This window comes from Thermococcus indicus, assembly GCF_006274605.1.
Lineage (GTDB): Archaea > Methanobacteriota_B > Thermococci > Thermococcales > Thermococcaceae > Thermococcus > Thermococcus indicus.
The window spans coordinates 1,021,845-1,037,721 of the sequence record NZ_CP040846.1; the positions used below are offsets into that span (position 1 = coordinate 1,021,845).

At 56.8% G+C, this 15,877-nt stretch carries 17 protein-coding genes; 5 read left to right on the forward strand and 12 right to left on the reverse strand.

Going from position 1 to position 15,877, the window contains the following annotated elements; translation table 11 throughout:
• Positions 1 to 94: 94 nt before the first annotated feature.
• From FH039_RS05590 to FH039_RS05600, 3 genes are read left to right on the forward strand one after another with little or no spacing between them, the layout of a single operon-like run.
• Positions 95 to 1,435, forward strand: coding sequence for a DUF438 domain-containing protein (locus FH039_RS05590; RefSeq protein ID WP_139681676.1), 1,341 nt, complete (start codon positions 95 to 97; stop codon positions 1,433 to 1,435).
• A 1-nt stretch (position 1,436) separates the two neighbouring features.
• A complete protein-coding gene (locus tag FH039_RS05595) occupies positions 1,437 to 1,748 on the forward strand; it encodes a cupin domain-containing protein (protein WP_139680524.1) in 312 nt (103 codons plus the stop codon).
• A complete protein-coding gene (locus tag FH039_RS05600) occupies positions 1,749 to 2,825 on the forward strand; it encodes a M24 family metallopeptidase (RefSeq protein WP_139680525.1) in 1,077 nt (358 codons plus the stop codon).
• Here the strand turns inward: FH039_RS05600 and FH039_RS05605 are convergent.
• On the reverse strand, positions 2,822 to 3,283 hold the full coding sequence (locus tag FH039_RS05605; RefSeq protein WP_139680526.1) for an Lrp/AsnC family transcriptional regulator: 462 nt from the start codon (positions 3,281 to 3,283) through the stop codon (positions 2,822 to 2,824). The two genes, FH039_RS05600 and FH039_RS05605, sit on opposite strands and share 4 nt — an antisense overlap.
• A 117-nt stretch (positions 3,284 to 3,400) precedes the next feature.
• On the opposite strand from FH039_RS05605, the gene FH039_RS05610 reads away from it, so the two are divergent.
• Positions 3,401 to 4,744 carry a leucine/methionine racemase gene (locus tag FH039_RS05610; RefSeq protein ID WP_139680527.1) on the forward strand — a complete coding sequence of 448 codons (1,344 nt, stop codon included), beginning with the start codon at positions 3,401 to 3,403 and terminating at the stop codon, positions 4,742 to 4,744.
• A gap of 76 nt (positions 4,745 to 4,820) precedes the next feature.
• The gene (locus FH039_RS05615) at positions 4,821 to 6,122 is read left to right on the forward strand and encodes a uracil-xanthine permease family protein (RefSeq protein WP_139680528.1); all 1,302 of its coding nucleotides are present in this window, start codon (positions 4,821 to 4,823) and stop codon (positions 6,120 to 6,122) included.
• A gap of 38 nt (positions 6,123 to 6,160) precedes the next feature.
• Here the strand turns inward: FH039_RS05615 and FH039_RS05620 are convergent, their stop codons facing one another.
• From FH039_RS05620 to FH039_RS05670, 11 genes are all read right to left on the reverse strand, one after another.
• Positions 6,161 to 6,736, reverse strand: a complete 576-nt coding sequence (locus tag FH039_RS05620) for a DUF996 domain-containing protein (protein WP_139681677.1) — start codon at positions 6,734 to 6,736, stop codon at positions 6,161 to 6,163.
• A gap of 66 nt (positions 6,737 to 6,802) precedes the next feature.
• Positions 6,803 to 7,405, reverse strand: coding sequence for a DUF996 domain-containing protein (locus FH039_RS05625; RefSeq protein ID WP_168188418.1), 603 nt, complete (start codon positions 7,403 to 7,405; stop codon positions 6,803 to 6,805).
• Positions 7,406 to 7,469: 64 nt separating this feature from the next.
• A complete protein-coding gene (gene nuoI / locus FH039_RS05630; protein ID WP_139681679.1) occupies positions 7,470 to 8,216 on the reverse strand; it encodes an NADH-quinone oxidoreductase subunit NuoI in 747 nt (248 codons plus the stop codon).
• Positions 8,217 to 8,221: 5 nt separating this feature from the next.
• Positions 8,222 to 9,406 carry an NADH-quinone oxidoreductase subunit D gene (locus FH039_RS05635; protein WP_139680529.1) on the reverse strand — a complete coding sequence of 395 codons (1,185 nt, stop codon included), beginning with the start codon at positions 9,404 to 9,406 and terminating at the stop codon, positions 8,222 to 8,224.
• 10 nt (positions 9,407 to 9,416) lie between these two features.
• Entirely contained in the window at positions 9,417 to 10,016 is a 600-nt protein-coding gene (locus FH039_RS05640) for an NADH-quinone oxidoreductase subunit C (protein ID WP_139680530.1), read from the reverse strand.
• Entirely contained in the window at positions 10,007 to 10,597 is a 591-nt protein-coding gene (locus FH039_RS05645; protein WP_139680531.1) for a NuoB/complex I 20 kDa subunit family protein, read from the reverse strand. The genes FH039_RS05640 and FH039_RS05645 overlap by 10 nt, the downstream gene beginning before the upstream one ends.
• 10 nt (positions 10,598 to 10,607) lie before the next feature.
• Complete coding sequence (locus tag FH039_RS05650) at positions 10,608 to 11,501, reverse strand: respiratory chain complex I subunit 1 family protein (protein ID WP_139680532.1); 894 nt, start codon at positions 11,499 to 11,501, stop codon at positions 10,608 to 10,610.
• Positions 11,502 to 13,346 carry a proton-conducting transporter transmembrane domain-containing protein gene (locus FH039_RS05655; protein WP_139680533.1) on the reverse strand — a complete coding sequence of 615 codons (1,845 nt, stop codon included), beginning with the start codon at positions 13,344 to 13,346 and terminating at the stop codon, positions 11,502 to 11,504.
• Positions 13,343 to 14,830: a proton-conducting transporter transmembrane domain-containing protein gene (locus FH039_RS05660; RefSeq protein ID WP_139680534.1), complete on the reverse strand. Its 1,488-nt coding sequence runs from the start codon at positions 14,828 to 14,830 to the stop codon at positions 13,343 to 13,345. The genes FH039_RS05655 and FH039_RS05660 overlap by 4 nt, the downstream gene beginning before the upstream one ends.
• On the reverse strand, positions 14,827 to 15,171 hold the full coding sequence (locus FH039_RS05665; protein WP_014012133.1) for an NADH-quinone oxidoreductase subunit K: 345 nt from the start codon (positions 15,169 to 15,171) through the stop codon (positions 14,827 to 14,829). The genes FH039_RS05660 and FH039_RS05665 overlap by 4 nt, the downstream gene beginning before the upstream one ends.
• Positions 15,168 to 15,875, reverse strand: coding sequence for a Na(+)/H(+) antiporter subunit B (locus tag FH039_RS05670; protein ID WP_139680535.1), 708 nt, complete (start codon positions 15,873 to 15,875; stop codon positions 15,168 to 15,170). Before FH039_RS05670 ends, FH039_RS05665 begins: the two co-directional genes overlap by 4 nt.
• Positions 15,876 to 15,877 lie beyond the last annotated feature (2 nt).

The window sequence follows — 15,877 nt, forward strand, 5'->3', positions numbered from 1 at the left end:
TTCTATGACATGCGACATATAAAGATTGTTGGGCAAATTTGCCCAGAAACGCTTAAAAGTACCCAGTATGACACTCGTCATGAAGGTGATAAAGATGACTGAGTTGCTGAACAATCGCGAATACAAGAAGGAGCAGCTGAAGAAGCTCCTCCTTAGAATTCACGAAGGGGAAGACGTAAATAAACTCAAAGATGAGTTCCGTCAGGTTTTGAGCGGTATTTCGCCCCTTGAGATTCCGATCATAGAGCAAGAGCTGGTAAAGGAAGGCATCTCCGCCAAGGACATAGCCAAGATGTGTGATCTGCACGTCGAGCTCTTCCGAGAGGCAGTCAAAGGAACGGATGAGCTGGAAGAAAAAGACCTTCCGGACGGTCACCCTCTCAAGACCCTCTACCTCGAAAACAAGGAGGTAATGAAGGACGCCGAGATGCTCAACCTCTACGCGAGGACTTTGGCAACCACCAAGGACGAACGCATGAGGGAGGAAATTCTCGGTGTCCTGGAGGAGATAGTGAGCAACCTCAGAAAGGTCGGCTTCACCCACTACAACCGGGAGGAGATGCTCACCTTCCCGTACATCGAGCGGAGGGGGCTTACGGCAATAGCGACGGTTCTCTGGACGAAGCACGACGAAATCAGGTTCATGATAAAGAGGCTTGCCGAACTCCTGAGGAAAAGGGACGAGATGTCCTGGGAAGAGTTCGTCGAGCGCTTTAAGGAGAAAGCCGGAGAGGCCTCATTCGCGCTGAGTGACATGGTCTTCAGGGAGAACAACATCTACTATCCAACCCTCAGGGCGCTGCTCACGGATGGCGAGTGGAAGGCAATAAGGATGCAGGAGGATGAGATTGGCTACTACAAGGTCAACCCACCCGCCTGGGATCCCGGCGAGGACGTTAAACCGCTCCATCCATGGGAAATCAACCCTGAACTGAGCGTTGAGGAACTTTTGAACCTTCCAAAGGAAGTTCAGCAGGCCCTGAAAGGCCGCCCTCTGGAGTTTGACAAAAGCCAGCTGAAGCGCGAGGGCGACATCGACCTTGGAACGGGCTTTGTTAGCCTGGAAGAGCTGAAAGCGATATTTGAGGCTTTGCCGGTTGATGTGACTTTCATCGACAAGGACGACCGCGTTCGCTTCTTCTCGCCGGGCGAGAGGATATTCACAAGAACTCCCTCCGTGCTCGGGAGGCCAGTTCAGCTCTGCCACCCGCCGAAGAGCGTTCACATCGTCAACAAGATACTCAAGGCCTTCAAGGAGGGCAGGAAGAAGGAGGCGACCTTCTGGCTTAGGCTCGGGCCGAAGTACGTTTACATAAAATACGTGCCCCTCTTTGACAAGGAGGGCAACTATCTGGGAACCCTCGAAATGACCATGGACATCGAGCCCTACAGGAAGATTGAAGGCGAGAAGAGACTCCTTGACTGGAGGGACTGAGATGAAGGTTGTTAGGGTTGAAGAGGCTGAGAGGGTTGATAATCCTCACAGGGTGGACGTGAGAAAGCTGATGGACGAGAAGAGCGCTCAGATATTCTACATAACTCTGAAGCCCGGGGAGAGCCTGAAGAGACACACAACGCCGGTTGATGCTTTCCTCTACGTCCTCAAGGGCCGGGGCATCGTGGAGGTCGGCGACGAAAGGGCAGAGGTTAAGAAGGGAACCGCCGTATATCTCCCGAAGGAGGTGCCGCACGCGGTCTCCAACGAGGGAAGCCTCGACATGGCATTCCTCGTTATCAAGGTGATGTAAATGCGCGGAAATCCCGAGATTTTCAAAAGACGGGTGGAGCGCTTTCAGGAACTCCTCAGGGAGAACGAGATAGATGGAGCGGTTATCAGAACCCTTTCCAGCTTCATATACTTCACAGGAACCAAGTGGCTCAGGCCGAGCCTCCTAATTCCCGCCGAAGGTGAGCCAGTGGTTTACGTCGTCAAAGGTGAAGCGGAGCTTTTTAAAAAGAAAAGCTGGATCGAAAACGTCGTAGAGTTCCAGAAGGTGGAGGACCTTATGGCAGGCGTTGTGGGCTGGATACACCGCAACGGAATGGAGCGTGTTGGCCTTGAATTCGGGATAGAGCGCGACGCCTACCTGATATTCCTCAAGATATTCGAGCGCCTCAACCCCACCATAGAGATAGTTGACGTTCTTGACCTCACAATGGGCCTTAGGATGATAAAGGACGAGTGGGAGCTGGACAACATCAGAAAGGCAGGGAAGATAGCCGTTAAGGGTATGAAGGTCGCCGGGGAGGTCATAAAGCCCGGACTGAGTGAGCTTGAGATAGCGGCGGAAATCCTGAGAGAGCTCATGCTCAACGGAAGCGAGGATCCCAAGGTCTACGTTTCAACAACGCCCAGAGCCCATGCTGAACCGTTCCGCGACCTGAGGGTTCCGGAGAACGGGGTCGTTACCGTCGTCATAGGTACCGACTGGAATCACTATTACGCCAACATGGCGAGAACCTTTGTGGTCGGCGAGCCGAGCGAAAGGGTAAGGAGAGCCATCGAGGTCAAGGAAGAGGCATACAGGATAGCCCTTGAAGAAACCAGGGTTGGAGTCCCGCTGAGCGCTGTCGAGAAGAAGCTCGCGAACTTCTTCAAGGAGAAGGGATTCGCCGATGCGTATCTGGCTGGTTACACTCACGGCGTTGGTCTGCTCATAGAGGAGCCGCCAATAACCACCATAGTCGTTCCCCAGAGAGCCGCAAAGGTTCAGGAGAATATGGTTCTTACGATAATACACCCGCCCCTCATGATTCCTGAGGGGGCAATAAAGCACGAGGACACCTACATTGTCAAAAAAGCGGGACTTGAGAGGGTGACCTAAAACACCCTCGCGTAGCCCCACTTCCTCACGCTCGTCAGGATAGACGTTTCCGTGCTCCTTATTCCCTCTATTCTTCCGAGCTTCTCAATAAGGAAGCTCTCCAGCTCCTGAAGGTCCTTAACGGTCACTTGCATGAGTATATCGTGTGCCCCGGTCGCTATGCCCAGAACGTCCACCTCCGGAAGTTTGCTCAGCTCCTCCGCGGCCTTCTTCACCCTGCTTGGCTCCACGTCAACGGCTATGAAAGCAACGATTGAGTAGCCTGCCTTGAACGGATTTATGAGTGCTGAGAACTTTCTTATAACTCCCCTCTCGATGAGCTTCCTCACCCTGAGCCTCACCGTCGATTCTGGCACTTTCAGCCGTCTGGCTATCTCGGAGTAGCTGGCCCGCCCGTCCTCCTGGAGGATGTGGAGTATCATCCTGTCCAGTTCGTCAAGGTGCTCATTAGTCCTCATTTTCTCACCTCAATTTTTGTCGATATTTTGCTGTTCTTTTAACTTTTTCTGCGAAATTAGCAAAATTAAGGCGAAATTGCTATTAATTCCAAACGCGTATAGCATTACGGTGAGAGCATGAACTACCCCCGGAATAAGGAGGAGGTTCTGGAGCGCTATTCACGGGTTTTTCCGAGGTCGGCGCGCGTTACCTATGCTCCGATAGTGGGTGTTAAAGCCCAGAACGCTCGCGTCTGGGACATAGAGGGCAGGGAGTACATAGACTTCCTGAGTGATGCGGCGGTGCAGAACGTTGGGCACAACAATCCCAGGGTTGTCAATGCCATAAGCGAGCAGGCGGAGAGGCTGATACACTTCACCTTCATCTACGGCTTCCCCGTTGAGCCGCTCCTCCTGGCCGAGAAGCTCGCCGAAATAGCGCCGATTGAAAGCCCGAAGGTAAGCTTCGGCATGAGCGGGAGCGACGCCAACGACGGGGCAATAAAGCTCGCGAGGGCCTACACCAAGAGGAGGACCATCCTGAGCTACCTGAGGAGCTATTACGGTGCAACCTACGGTGCGATGAGCATAACAGGCCTTGACTTCGAGGTTCGCTCAATAGTGGGCGAGCTGAGTGGTGTTCACTACATTCCGTACCCCAACTGCTACCGCTGTCCCTTCGGGAAGGATCCAAAGACCTGCAAAATGGAGTGCGTTTCCTACATTAAGGAGAAGTTCGAAGGGGAGGTTTACGCGGAGGGAACTGCCGCTCTCTTCGCCGAGCCGATACAGGGCGATGCTGGAATGGTCGTTCCGCCGGAGGGCTACTTCAAAAAGGTGAAGAAAATCCTCGACGAACACGGGATTCTCCTCATAGTGGACGAGGTTCAGAGCGGCATGGGAAGGACGGGCAAATGGTTCGCGATAGAGCACTTCGGCGTTGAACCGGACGTGATTACGCTCGCGAAGCCCTTGGGCGGCGGTCTTCCAATAAGCGCCATAATAGGGCGCTCCGAGGTTATGGACTCCCTCCCGTCGCTTGGACACACCTTCACCCTCAGCGGCAATCCCGTGACGAGCAGGGCGGCCCTGGCGGTTATCGAGGAGATAGAGGAGAAGGACCTGCTCAGGAGGGCGGAGAAGCTCGGGAAATACACCAGAAAGAGGCTCGAGAAGATGAAAGAGGAGCACCAGCTCATCGGCGACGTTCGCGGCCTCGGCCTGATGCTCGGCGTTGACCTCGTGAAGGATAGAGAGACAAAGGAGAGGGCCTACGAGGAGGCCAGAAAGGTCGTCTGGCGCGCCTACGAGCTCGGCCTAGTCCTTGCGTTCCTTCAGGGCAACGTGCTGAGGATTCAGCCGCCCCTCACGATAGAGGAGGAGCTCCTCGAGGAGGGCCTCAACAGGCTGGAGCAGGCGATATCTGACGTGGAGGAGGGCAGGGTTCCCGACGAGGTTCTGACGAAGGTTCAGGGCTGGTGATTGACATTTTTCTGTCTATTTCTCTCACTTCCGAAAGCTTTTTAAACAAACCTTTACACAGATTGAGCGGGCTTTAATGGAAACCCTTGAGACGATGAAAGGACCGGTACTGAAGGTTGGAATCGAGGATAAGGTTGAACCTTCAAAGGCTTTGGTTTTTGGCCTTCAGCATGTTCTCGCGATGTTCGGTGCCACCGTCACCGTGCCGCTTGTCGTCGGCGGTGCCGTTGGTCTGAGCGGCTCCGAGATTGCCCTCATGATACAGGCAGTTCTGCTGGCGATGGGCATCGCAACGCTGCTCCAGACGACGATAGGTTCCCGCTACCCGATAGTGCAGGGCTCAAGCTTCGCCTTCATCCCGGGCCTCATAGCGATTGGCTCAAGCCTCGGAATGGCGGCTGTGCAGGGTGCCCTCATAGTTGGGGGCCTGATAGAGGCCGCCATCGGATGGCTCGGGATAATCGGTAAGGTCAGGAAGCTCTTCACCCCGCTGGTTACGGGCGTCACGATAACGCTGATAGGCTTCAGCCTGGCCGACGTCGCGGTTAAGAACGTCTTCAACTTCTACGCAGACCCGTCCGGGGGGACCATCGCCAGGGCAACCCTGGTCGCGGTCATAACTTTCCTCACGACGGTTTTCGTTGCCCTGCGGGCGAAGGGAAGCCTGAAGGCGATGCCTGTCGTTGTGGGTGCTGCAGTTGGCTACCTTGTGAGCGTTCCCCTCGGCCTCACGGACTTTGGACTGGTAAAAAGCCTGCCGGTTGTGAGCATCCCAAGGCCCTTCCCGTGGGGCGAGCCGGCCTTCGACACAACGGCGATAGTCCTGCTTCTCTTTGCCTTCATGGTGAGCATCATAGAGAGCGTCGGGGACTACCACGCGATAGCGGCCGTAACTGAGTCCGAGATAAACGAGAGGCGGATAGCGAGGGGCATTGGGAGTGAAGGCTTAGCCTGTTCAATAGCCGGTCTCCTCGGCGCGTGCGGAACGACGAGCTACTCCGAGAACATAGGCGTTGTCGCGCTGACCAAGGTCGGCAGCAGATACGTGGTGCAGGTGGGGGCGGTTATCCTCATACTGCTCTCGCTGCTCCCGAAGTTTGGGGGAATTCTGGCATCAATGCCCGCGCCGGTTCTCGGCGGCCTGACCTTAGCCCTGTACGGAATGATAAGCGTCACCGGGCTTAGGCTGATAAAGGAGAGGGTCGAGTTCAACGACAGGAACACGCTGATACTGGCCGCCGCGCTGATAGCAGGCCTCGGCGCACCCCAGCTTCCGGCGGAGTTCCTGGCGGCCTTTCCGAAGATAATCGCCAGCATTCTGGAGTCGGGGATGGCGGTCGGAGCTCTCACGGCCATAGTGCTCGACAGGCTCCTCTGAGCCCTTCTTTTTATGGGGTAAAATGCAAAAGAAAGGAATCACCAGATTACCTCTTCTTCTGCCGGGGCTGGCGCGGGCTCTTCCCCAAGCTCCGCCGGCATCTTGTTGAACCCTATTATGACGAAGACGCGCGCGATCAGGAGCAGCAGTAATCCAACGATGATTACGGCAGTCAGTGCGCCCCACCACACCCACGTGGCGGCGTCTTTGAACTCCCTGGTGCCGGTTATCTCGTACATCGCGAGCCAGGCCCTCTTCTGGAAGTAGGCAGCGCCTATTATCAGGGCCACAAACAGTATGAAGAGAAATATCGCCAGTCCTATCCCTGCCGATTCGCTGAGGTGCCATCCCGCCGGGACGAGGGCAAAAGTCCCGAGTAGTAGAGCGACGATAACAATTAGACCACCTACGGCAAAGATGACACCGTAGAGGTAGTTCTTAAAGGGTCTTTCGTCGCCTACGGCATCGCTTATTCCCTTCAGCGCCAGCAGTATCAGGATGAAGCCGATCAGCGAGACCACACTGCCGATGTACGGTATAAAACCGCCGATGAGGCTGAGGATTGCACCCCACATTCCCATGTTCTTTTCGCTGCTGAGGTTAGCAACGGCCATTGAAACCACCGTATGAAAATCAACCTCAAGCTTAAAAACGTTACCTAAAAGAGTGAGAAGATGGGCTTACGACGCCGTGTTCATTGGGGTTGTTTCAAGTTCCTCCGGCAGGTTCGCGAAGCCTATTATCTGGTATATCGAGGCCACAAGGAGCAGTATAAATCCGACGAGGATTATGGCGGTCAGCGCACCCCACCAGAGCCACTTTGCAGTGCTCTGGAATGCGTCAACGCCCGTTATCTCATACATCGCTTCCCACGCCTGCTTCGCGAAGTATACTCCGATTATCAGCACGGCCACGAACGCCAGGAAACCGAAAATCAGCATTCCCGCGCCGAAGTACCCCATTGGGTGCCTGAGTGGTTCACCCCATGCGATTGAGGCGTTCGCCATCGACAGAACGCCGATGACTACGAGAATTAGGGCTAGAATGACACCAACGAAGGCCACCACTATTGAGTAGAGGTAGTATCTGAAGGGTCTTTCATCGCCGAGCTTGTCTCCTATCCCCTTGAGCGCCACTAGTATGAGTATGGCTCCGACGAGAGATAACGACCCACTCAGTGCTCCGACGTACGGGATAACTCCAGTAAATCCGCCCACGAGTCCCAGGATGGACCCTACAAGGCCGAGGGTTCTCTCGCTCTTAACGTCAACCCCCACATGCATCACCGGGTTGTATAAAACCTTGCTTCCTAAAAAAGTTTACGATTGGAAGGGAAAAGAGAAAGGGTCACTCCTTCTTCTCGTCGGGCTTTGCCTGGGCCTTTTCTTCGGTCTTCTCTGGGGCTTTCTCAGCAGGCTTCTCTTCCTTCTTTTCGGCAGGTTTGGCGGCCTCTTTCTTCTCCGGAGCCTTGGCAGGCTTCGCAGGTGGCTTGGCCGGCGTCGGCTTCTTGGGTGGCCTCAGACCGTAGCCGAGTATCTTGAACTCTATGGTTGAGCCGTCGCGGAGGTGGTAGATGTGCGTACCGTCCTCCTTCTTCTCTATCCTCTCAACGGGGAAGCGGTAGTCCCTGAACTTCTCGTTGAGCTCCTTGACCTTCTTCGGGTCTATGGGTACCCAGTCGTAGAGCTCCAGGTCCTCCTCAAGACCGCCGGTGGTGAGGTAGTAGTTCTCGGTGAAGTCGAGGGCACCGGTCGGGCAGACGTCCACACAGAACTGGCAGAATGTACAGCGGCCGTAGTCCACCTTCGGGTGCGGCCTCTTCTCCATCTTGCCGTCCACTTCTATCCAGGTCATCTCTATGGCTCTGGCGGGGCATATCTGGCCGCAGAAGTTACAGCCGACGCAGGTCTTCCAGTTCAGCGTGTGGAATCCCCTGTACTTCGGTGCCGGCTCTATCTTCTCGAAGGGTATCTTTATCGTGACCGGCTTCTTGAAGAGGTACTTGATGCCCATCCATGGCTTGACGAATGACTTCTTGAGCTTGACCTTCTCCTCGCCGACGACCCTAACCTTTGGCTTCTCAACGCTCTCCATCTTCATCACCTGTCTATGTCCGGCGGGCAGTTGTCAAGGGTCTTCAGGATGACCGGCACGTCCGCAAGGCGGGCCCCCTTGAGCAACTCCTCAAGCACGGTAACACCGTGACTCTGGCTCGGTCCGCGAACGTGGACGCGGTAGGGCTTGTGGGTTCCATCGCTGACGACGTAGGCACCGAAGTCGCCCTTAGTGCTCTCCACGTGCGCGTAAGCGTCTCCCTTCGGCGGCTTGAACCTCGGCAGGGCCTTGAGCCTGGCGTCCTTCACCATGTACGGTCCGCTCGGTGGCCCCATGTCGAGGAGCTGCTCGAGGATGTAGAGGTCCTGCTCCATCTCGTACCTCCTCACGAGTACCCTGGCCAGGCTGTCGCCCTCCTTAAGCACCGGAACCTCGAACTCGAGCTCGGGGTAGAACAGATACGGGTCGTCCTTCCTGACGTCGTAGGGAACTCCGGTAGCGCGGAGGTTCGGACCGGTCACTGCGTGCTTCAGGGCGAACTTTCTGTCCATCACACCGACGCCTTCAGTCCTCTCGAAGGTGATGTAGTTGTCGAAGAGTATCTCATCGAAGTCCTTGAGCTTGCCTTTGATGTACTCGACGGTGTCCCTGAGCTGGCGGAGCCACTTGTCGCCGGGTATGTCTCTCCTGACTCCTCCTGGCACGGTGTAGATGTGGTAAACCCTTCCTCCGGTCAGCTCCTCAAAGAGGCGCATGAACCTCTCACGGTAGGCAGCTGCCCACTGGCCGGCGGTGTAGAGGCCTATCTCGTTTCCAAAGCCCATTATCCAGAACATCCACGCACTCATCCTGGCCATCTCGAGGACTACCGTCCTTATCCACTGGGCCCTCTCGGGAACCTCCCAGCCGACTATCTCATCAACGGCCATGGAGTAGATGTTCTCCGGCACATCGCTCTCTGGAACACAAATACGAAGGAGCAAGGCGATGTTGGTGAAGTAGGGCCTCTGCTCTGCGAGCTTCTCGAATCCCCTGTGGAGGAAACCCGGGTTGACGATGGCCTTCTCCACCCTGTTGCCGTCCATCTTGAGGATTATGCTGAAGTTCTCTGTCGCCATGTGCTGCGGACCGAAGAACAGCTCGTAGGTATCCTTGTCAATTGGGTGAAGGTACATGTCGTGTGCCTTTGCCTCTTTCTTAAGCTCCTTCGGGACTTCCAAATTCGCCATGATCATCACCTCATATCACGTAGTTGGTCTTGCTCTCGTCGTATCTGTCGAAATCCTCGCCGTAGATCATCTTGACGTAGCCTATCATGTTGAAGTCCTTCCTGAGCGGGTGCTTCTCGTGCTCCCTCGGCTCGAGGATGAACGGACCGAGCCTCGGGTTGCCCTCGAATATTATACCGAAGAACTCGTGGGCCTCCCTCTCGTAGGTCTCTGCAACCGGCCAGATGTCCATGACGGTCGGCATCTTCGCGTTTTCTCTGGGTATCCTCGTCCTCACGAAGGCGTGAGTGGTTTCGCTTACGCTCCAGAGCTGGTAGACGAGCTCGAACTCACCCTCCTTGAGCCAGTCGACGACGCTTATCTGGATGAGCATCTCGAACTTCTCACTCGCGAGCTCAAGGAACTCCTTTATTCTGTCCGCGGGAACTTTGAACTCAACGCGTCTCTCGCGTCTGACGTTGCCCTCGGCGTAGGGTGCCTTCTCGAGCACCTCCGCGACGAGCTTTCCCTCCCTGGTGTCGGGGAGCTTTGGAGTCTCCACTTCCGGAACCTCCTGGGGCTTCTGCTCCTCAACTTTCTCCTCGACCTTGGGCTTCCCGTTCATATCCATGCCAGCCACCTCCTGGCGTCCTTCTCGCGCCATCCTTCTCCAAACAGCTCGTCCTGATTCTTCCGGTAGTACTCGTAGTTCTCCCTATAGCGCTTCCAGCCGTCGGCGGTTCCGTCCTCTATCTTGCGCATTATCTCCATTATTCCGTCCATGACTGCTTCAGCCCTCGGCATGCAGCCGGCTATGGCAACGTCAACCGGCAGGTACTTGTCGAACTGCTTGACCACGTTGTAGGAGTCCCAGTAAACGCCGCCGTTTATCGGGCATGAGCCGTGTATCATGACGTACTTGGGATCCTGCATCATCTCGTAGGTTATGATTATCCTCTTGAGGGTCTTGGGGGTGACGTAGCCCGTGATGAGGAAGAGGTCACCCATCCTCGGTGCGGGATTCGGCATTATTCCGAAGCGCTCGAAGTCGTATCTGGCGGTGGCCAGCGGCGGCATCTCGATACCGCCGCATCCGGTACAGAACGCCACTATCCAGAGGCTCTTCTTCCTGGCCCACTTGAACAGGGGCTCAAAGAGCTTGAACTCCTGGAGCTCGTAGCTTACGAAATCGTCATTCTTCCTCTCGCTCATCCACATCACCTCACACCGTCAGGAGCACGGCTATTATTCCCAGTATGGTCGGCCACTTCCAGAAGAACTTGGCCGCCTGGTCTATGGTGAACCTCGGGTAGATGCTGGCCACGAATATCGCTATGAAGAGCACCGCTATCTGCTTGACCAGCAGCTCGAGCAGGTTGCTCGCACCGCCGAGGAAGAGTACGGCGAAGAAGGCGGTCTCTGCGAAGAGCTGAACGGCGTGCTGGGTGAAGAGCAGTGCCGCGTGCTTGCCGCCGTACTCGACCATCGGTCCCATGGAGATTTCCGCCGGGGCGGTGATGATGTCGAACGGCTCCAGTCCGAGCATCGCCTGGAAGACTATGTCAAAGACTATCAGGGCGAGGAGCAGTGCAGGAACGAGAATGCTCCATCCCTGGGTCTGCTGGAGGGCCACTATCTCACTGAGCTTGAAGGTGCCCCAGTGCTGGATGAGGGCTATCAGCGCCAGGCCGTAGGGCAGCTGCATGGCCACCATGGTGAGCAGACCACGCTGGACACCGACCGCTGAGTACGGGTTGCCCGAGCTCATGGCACCGAGCATTATGCCGAGCATCGGTACCTCAAGGAGGTAGGCGACGACGATGAGGTCTGCGTTGGCGCTGAAGAGCTGGAAGTTGGCGAGGGGGATGAAGAGGAGCGCAGCTATGCTGGCCCCAAGCGCGAATATCGGTCCGAAGTCGTAGATGAAGCCGTGGGTAACGCTCTCCTTTTTGCCGAGGAGCTTGAGGGTGTCTATTATCGGCTGGTATATTGGAGGTCCGACGCGTCTCTGTATCCTGGCCATTGCCTTTCTCTCAATGCCCATGAAGATGAAGCCCATGAAGGTGGCGTATATCAGCATTCCTATGACTTCAAGCACAAGTTTCCAGTCTATCATTCACAGCACCCCCCACAGCGCGAGTATAAGGAGCACTATCACCAGATACCATGAGTAGCTCTGGACGTTTCCGTTGTAGAACGCCTGCCTGAGAGAGTCCGCGAAGTCCTCCGCCATGCCCGCTAGCCTCTCGTAGAACCTGTCGAAGCTCCTCTTGAGCCAGAAGTCGAGGGCCTCGGCGAGTGGCCTGTAGAAGTTCTTCCTGATGCTCAGGTTGAACTCCTCAGTAACAGGGTTACCGGACTGGTAGGTGTTGGTCACGCTTATCCTCCTCACCTTTGCGCCGTAGAGGTATATCAGCCCGGCTATGGCGAGGCCTATCGTGAGGACTATCGTCACGAGCAGGGCGTTGTAGGTTCCGGTCGGGGTAACGAGCTTGTAGTAGTCACCGCCGACTACCTCTCCACCGAGCATCTTGTTGATGTACCCCGTGACCAGGCCCGGAGCCACACCGAAGAGCAGGTTCGGGATGGCCAGTATGGCCATGGCTATCAGGAGCGGAAGCGGGGCCTCCTTGACGTCCTCAAGGTCGCTCGGCCTCTGGCCGAACCAGACTGAGTAGAGGAACCTGACAACGTAGGCAAAGGCCAGACCGCTTCCGAGGAATATTGCACCAGCGACGAGTGGCATGTGGGCGCTTATCGCTGCCTCGTAGATGAGCCACTTGCTGGCGAAGCCTGCCAGCGGCGGGATTCCCGAAAGGCTCAGCACCGCTATGAGGCCCATCGCGAAGGTGAAGGGCATCTTCTCGGCAAGGCCGCCCATGTCCTTGAACTGGGTCTTGCCGGTCTGGAGGATTATGGCGGCCGTGACGAGCCAGAAGAGGCCCTTGAAGACCGCGTGGCTGAGCACGTGGAAGAGGCCTCCCGCGAATCCCAGGGTGCTTCCGAGGCCGAAGGCGAGCAGTATGTAGCCGACCTGGCCAACGGAGGAGTAGGCAAAGAGCTTCCTGATGTCCTCCTGAAGCACGGCCAGGAAGCTGGCTACCACGACGGTGATGGCGCCTATCCAGGCGATTATGTACGCGAAGACCAGGTGGTTGTGGAAGGTTCCGAAGGCGGCGTAGAGCTTGTAGCCCATGAGGATGTAGAGCAGGAGGAAACCGTAGGCTCCCGCCTTGCTGAGGGCGCCGCTGAAGAAAGCGGTGTAGCTCTGGTCGGTCTCGCTGTAAGCACCGGGCGCCCAGACGTGGAGCGGGAAGGCACCTGCCTTGACGCCGAAGGCGGTCAGGAAGAGACCGAATATCACTGCCATCTCCCTGGTCGTTATGGTGCCCATGGCGGCGTCCATGTAGAGCGCCTGCCGGATGGATGCAAAGTCAAGGGCACCGGTCTTGGCGTAGAGCATTCCGATGGCTATGAGCATGGCGTAGGCGCCTATGACGCTGAGCACGAAGTACTTGAGGGACTCGTGCCTGTTCCTCCTGAGCACCATCATGAAGCTGGCAAAGGTCATGAGCTCCCAGAGCAGGAAGAAGCCCACGAAGTCCTGGCTCAGGAAGACGCCGAGCACTCCCGTGAAGCTCATCAGGGCGAAGAGCCAGTCGTAGCTCTCCCTCGATGTGACGGCCATTCCGAAGGCCATCGCGAGGCCGACAAGGGAAGCGACGGCCGCGAAGTACCAGCTCATGGTGTTGAGCTGGAACTGGAGGGTGAACCCGCTGACTGTGAGCGAGTACTCGACCGGCTCGCTGAGGACGGTCGAGTAAAGCTTGGCCAGCATGGCCAGAGGTACGGCGGCACCGATGATGCCGATTCCCTCCCTGAGACCCCTGATGTCAAGCGCCCACGCGATGACACCGGCAATCAGGGGCGCGAGGAGGATGATAAGCAGCTCGTTAATCATGCTCCCACCCCCATCAGTGGAACGTTCTTAATGTACTGGGCCACATTGAAGATGTCGTTTCCAGCCTTCTGGGCGATGCTCCAGGCGTAGTCGGGGTAAACGCCTATGACTATCACGAGGGCCGCGAGGAAGAGCAGCATGAGGCTGACGGCAAGTCCCTCGTTTATCCTCTCGCCCTCTCCGGCGAACCACATCCTGTGTATCAGCCTGAAGTAATAGACCGCCTCGACGACGCTGGCCGTCAGGACGACCGCGGCGGCCCAGGCGTAGTCCGCGCCGATGGCGGCGAGGAGGATTCTGAGCTTGCTCCAGAATATGTTGAACAGCGGTATTCCCACGGCGGCCACCGCTCCGACGGTTATGGCGAAAGCTGTTAAGGGCATCCTCTTTCCAAGGCCCTCGAACCTCTCCATCTCCGCCCCGCCGAGGGTAACCGCGACGTGCCCGACGGCGAGGAACAGGAGGGCCTTGACTATGGCGTGGTTCACCATGTGGAAGACTCCGGCATCGACGCCGCTCTGGGTTCCGAGGGCGAAGGCCAACCCAATGAGGCCTATCTGGGCTATACTGGAGTAGGCTATCATCCTCTTGACGTTTCTCTGCCTAAGCGCCGCGAACTCGGCGACGAAGACGGTGAGGGTGGCCATTATTACAAGCAGCCTGAGGACGCCCTGCCAGCTCTCGACGGCCTGCATGAGGTAGAGTATCCTGGCCATCGCGTAGAGGCCCGCCTTGACGACGAAGGCCGAGAACATGGCCGTTATCGGGTGCGGCGCGGCCTGGTATGCATCTGGTGCCCAGGCGTTGAGCGGGAAGAGCTCGGCCTCAACGGCCAGGCCGAAGACTATGAGCGCCAGCCCGACCTGGGCGACGGTGGCGTTCATTCCGCCGGCGAGCTGGGCTATCTGGGCCATGTTGAGGGTTCCGAGCGAGCCGTAGATGAGGGCTATGCCGATGAGGAAGAAGCTTGAGCCTATCCCTCCGAGGACTATGTACTTCATTGAAGCCTCCGCCGCCTCGCCGGTCTTGTTGTAGGCGGTTAATGCGTAGGCGCTTATTGCCGTTATCTCCATGAAGACGAAGAGGTTGAAGATGTCTCCCGTCGCTATCATGCCGGTGGCTCCGAGCATCAGCAGGAGGAACAGCATGGCGTATTTGTCTATCGGCTCGACCTCGATTGCCCTGAGGCTGAAGACGGCCATCATGAAGCTGACCACGGCAACGATGAGCACGAACAGCGCCGCGAAGTGGCCGATGTAGAGGTTGATTCCAACGGGCGGTCTCCAGGCGCCGGCCATGACTATTATCGGCTGTCCGGTGGTGTAAACCTGCTGGAAGATCCACGCCGCGATTCCGGTCTGGACTGCGGTGACGGCTATGAGGTAGTACTTAACGGCCTTCTTTCCGGCGCCCTTTATCAGGGGCACGAAGAAGGCGCTTATGAGGGGCAATGCTATGAGGAGTGAAGCGTACTGCCCGTTCATCCTCTCAACCTCCTTATTTCCTCAACGTTAAGGGTTCCGTACTTCTCGTGGAGTATCATGGCGACGCTAAGGGCCATGGCGGTGGTGGCAACGCCTATGACTATTGCCGTGAGAACCAGCGCCTGGGGAATCGGATCGACGGCCTGGTTAGGCCCGATTCCCTCGCTCAGTATGGGCGCGCTCCTTCCGGCAACGTAGCCGACGCTGACCAGGAGGAGGTTCACGCCGGTCTCCATTATGCTGAGTCCGATGAGCATCTTAAGGAGGTTCTTCTTAACGAGGACCGCGTAGAGGCCTATCAGTATGAGGGAGATGGCACCGAAGTAGTAGACTGAAATCATTTGCTCACCTCCTCCTTGAGCATGTTGTCGATGATTCCGCTCAGCTCGGTGCCGACCTTGAGGCCGATGATGGTGTAGATTATGGGGATGAATCCTCCGCTGAGGAGCCTGCCGATGTTGTCAACGCCGAAGCCCCAGTCCTGCCATATCCAGTCGTAGAGGAAGTAGCCACCTATGGCGAGGCCTATGAGGCCGACGAGCACGTAGGCCATTCCGACCGCACCCTCGGTCTTCTCGAAGGCCTTGTGTGGTATCTCGTAGGTGGTAAAGGCCATGTAGAGCAGCAGGAACGCGGTTGCTATGGTGGCTCCGCCGGGGAATCCTCCACCTGGGGTGAGGTGTCCGTGGATGAAGATGTACGCACCGAAGAGCATCACAAACGGCACGAGGAGCCTGGTTCCGGTCGTGAGAACTATCGAGCCCTCGGTCTTGGCGGTCCTCTGCTTCTTCCTCCTCCAGAGGAGAGCACCCACGCCGGTTGAGGCTATGAACAGAACCGTGACCTCACCGAGGGTATCGAATCCACGGTAGTTAACGACTATTGCGGTGACGGCGTTGACCGCGCCGGTCTGTTCCTTAACGTGGTCAAGGTAGTACTGGGCAACGAGCATCCTGTCCTGCCCGAAGGGAACTCCGGCGAGTCCCTGGGCTATCCAGTAGCCTATGAGGAGCAGGGAAATTATCGCGAGCGCACGCTTGAGCATTT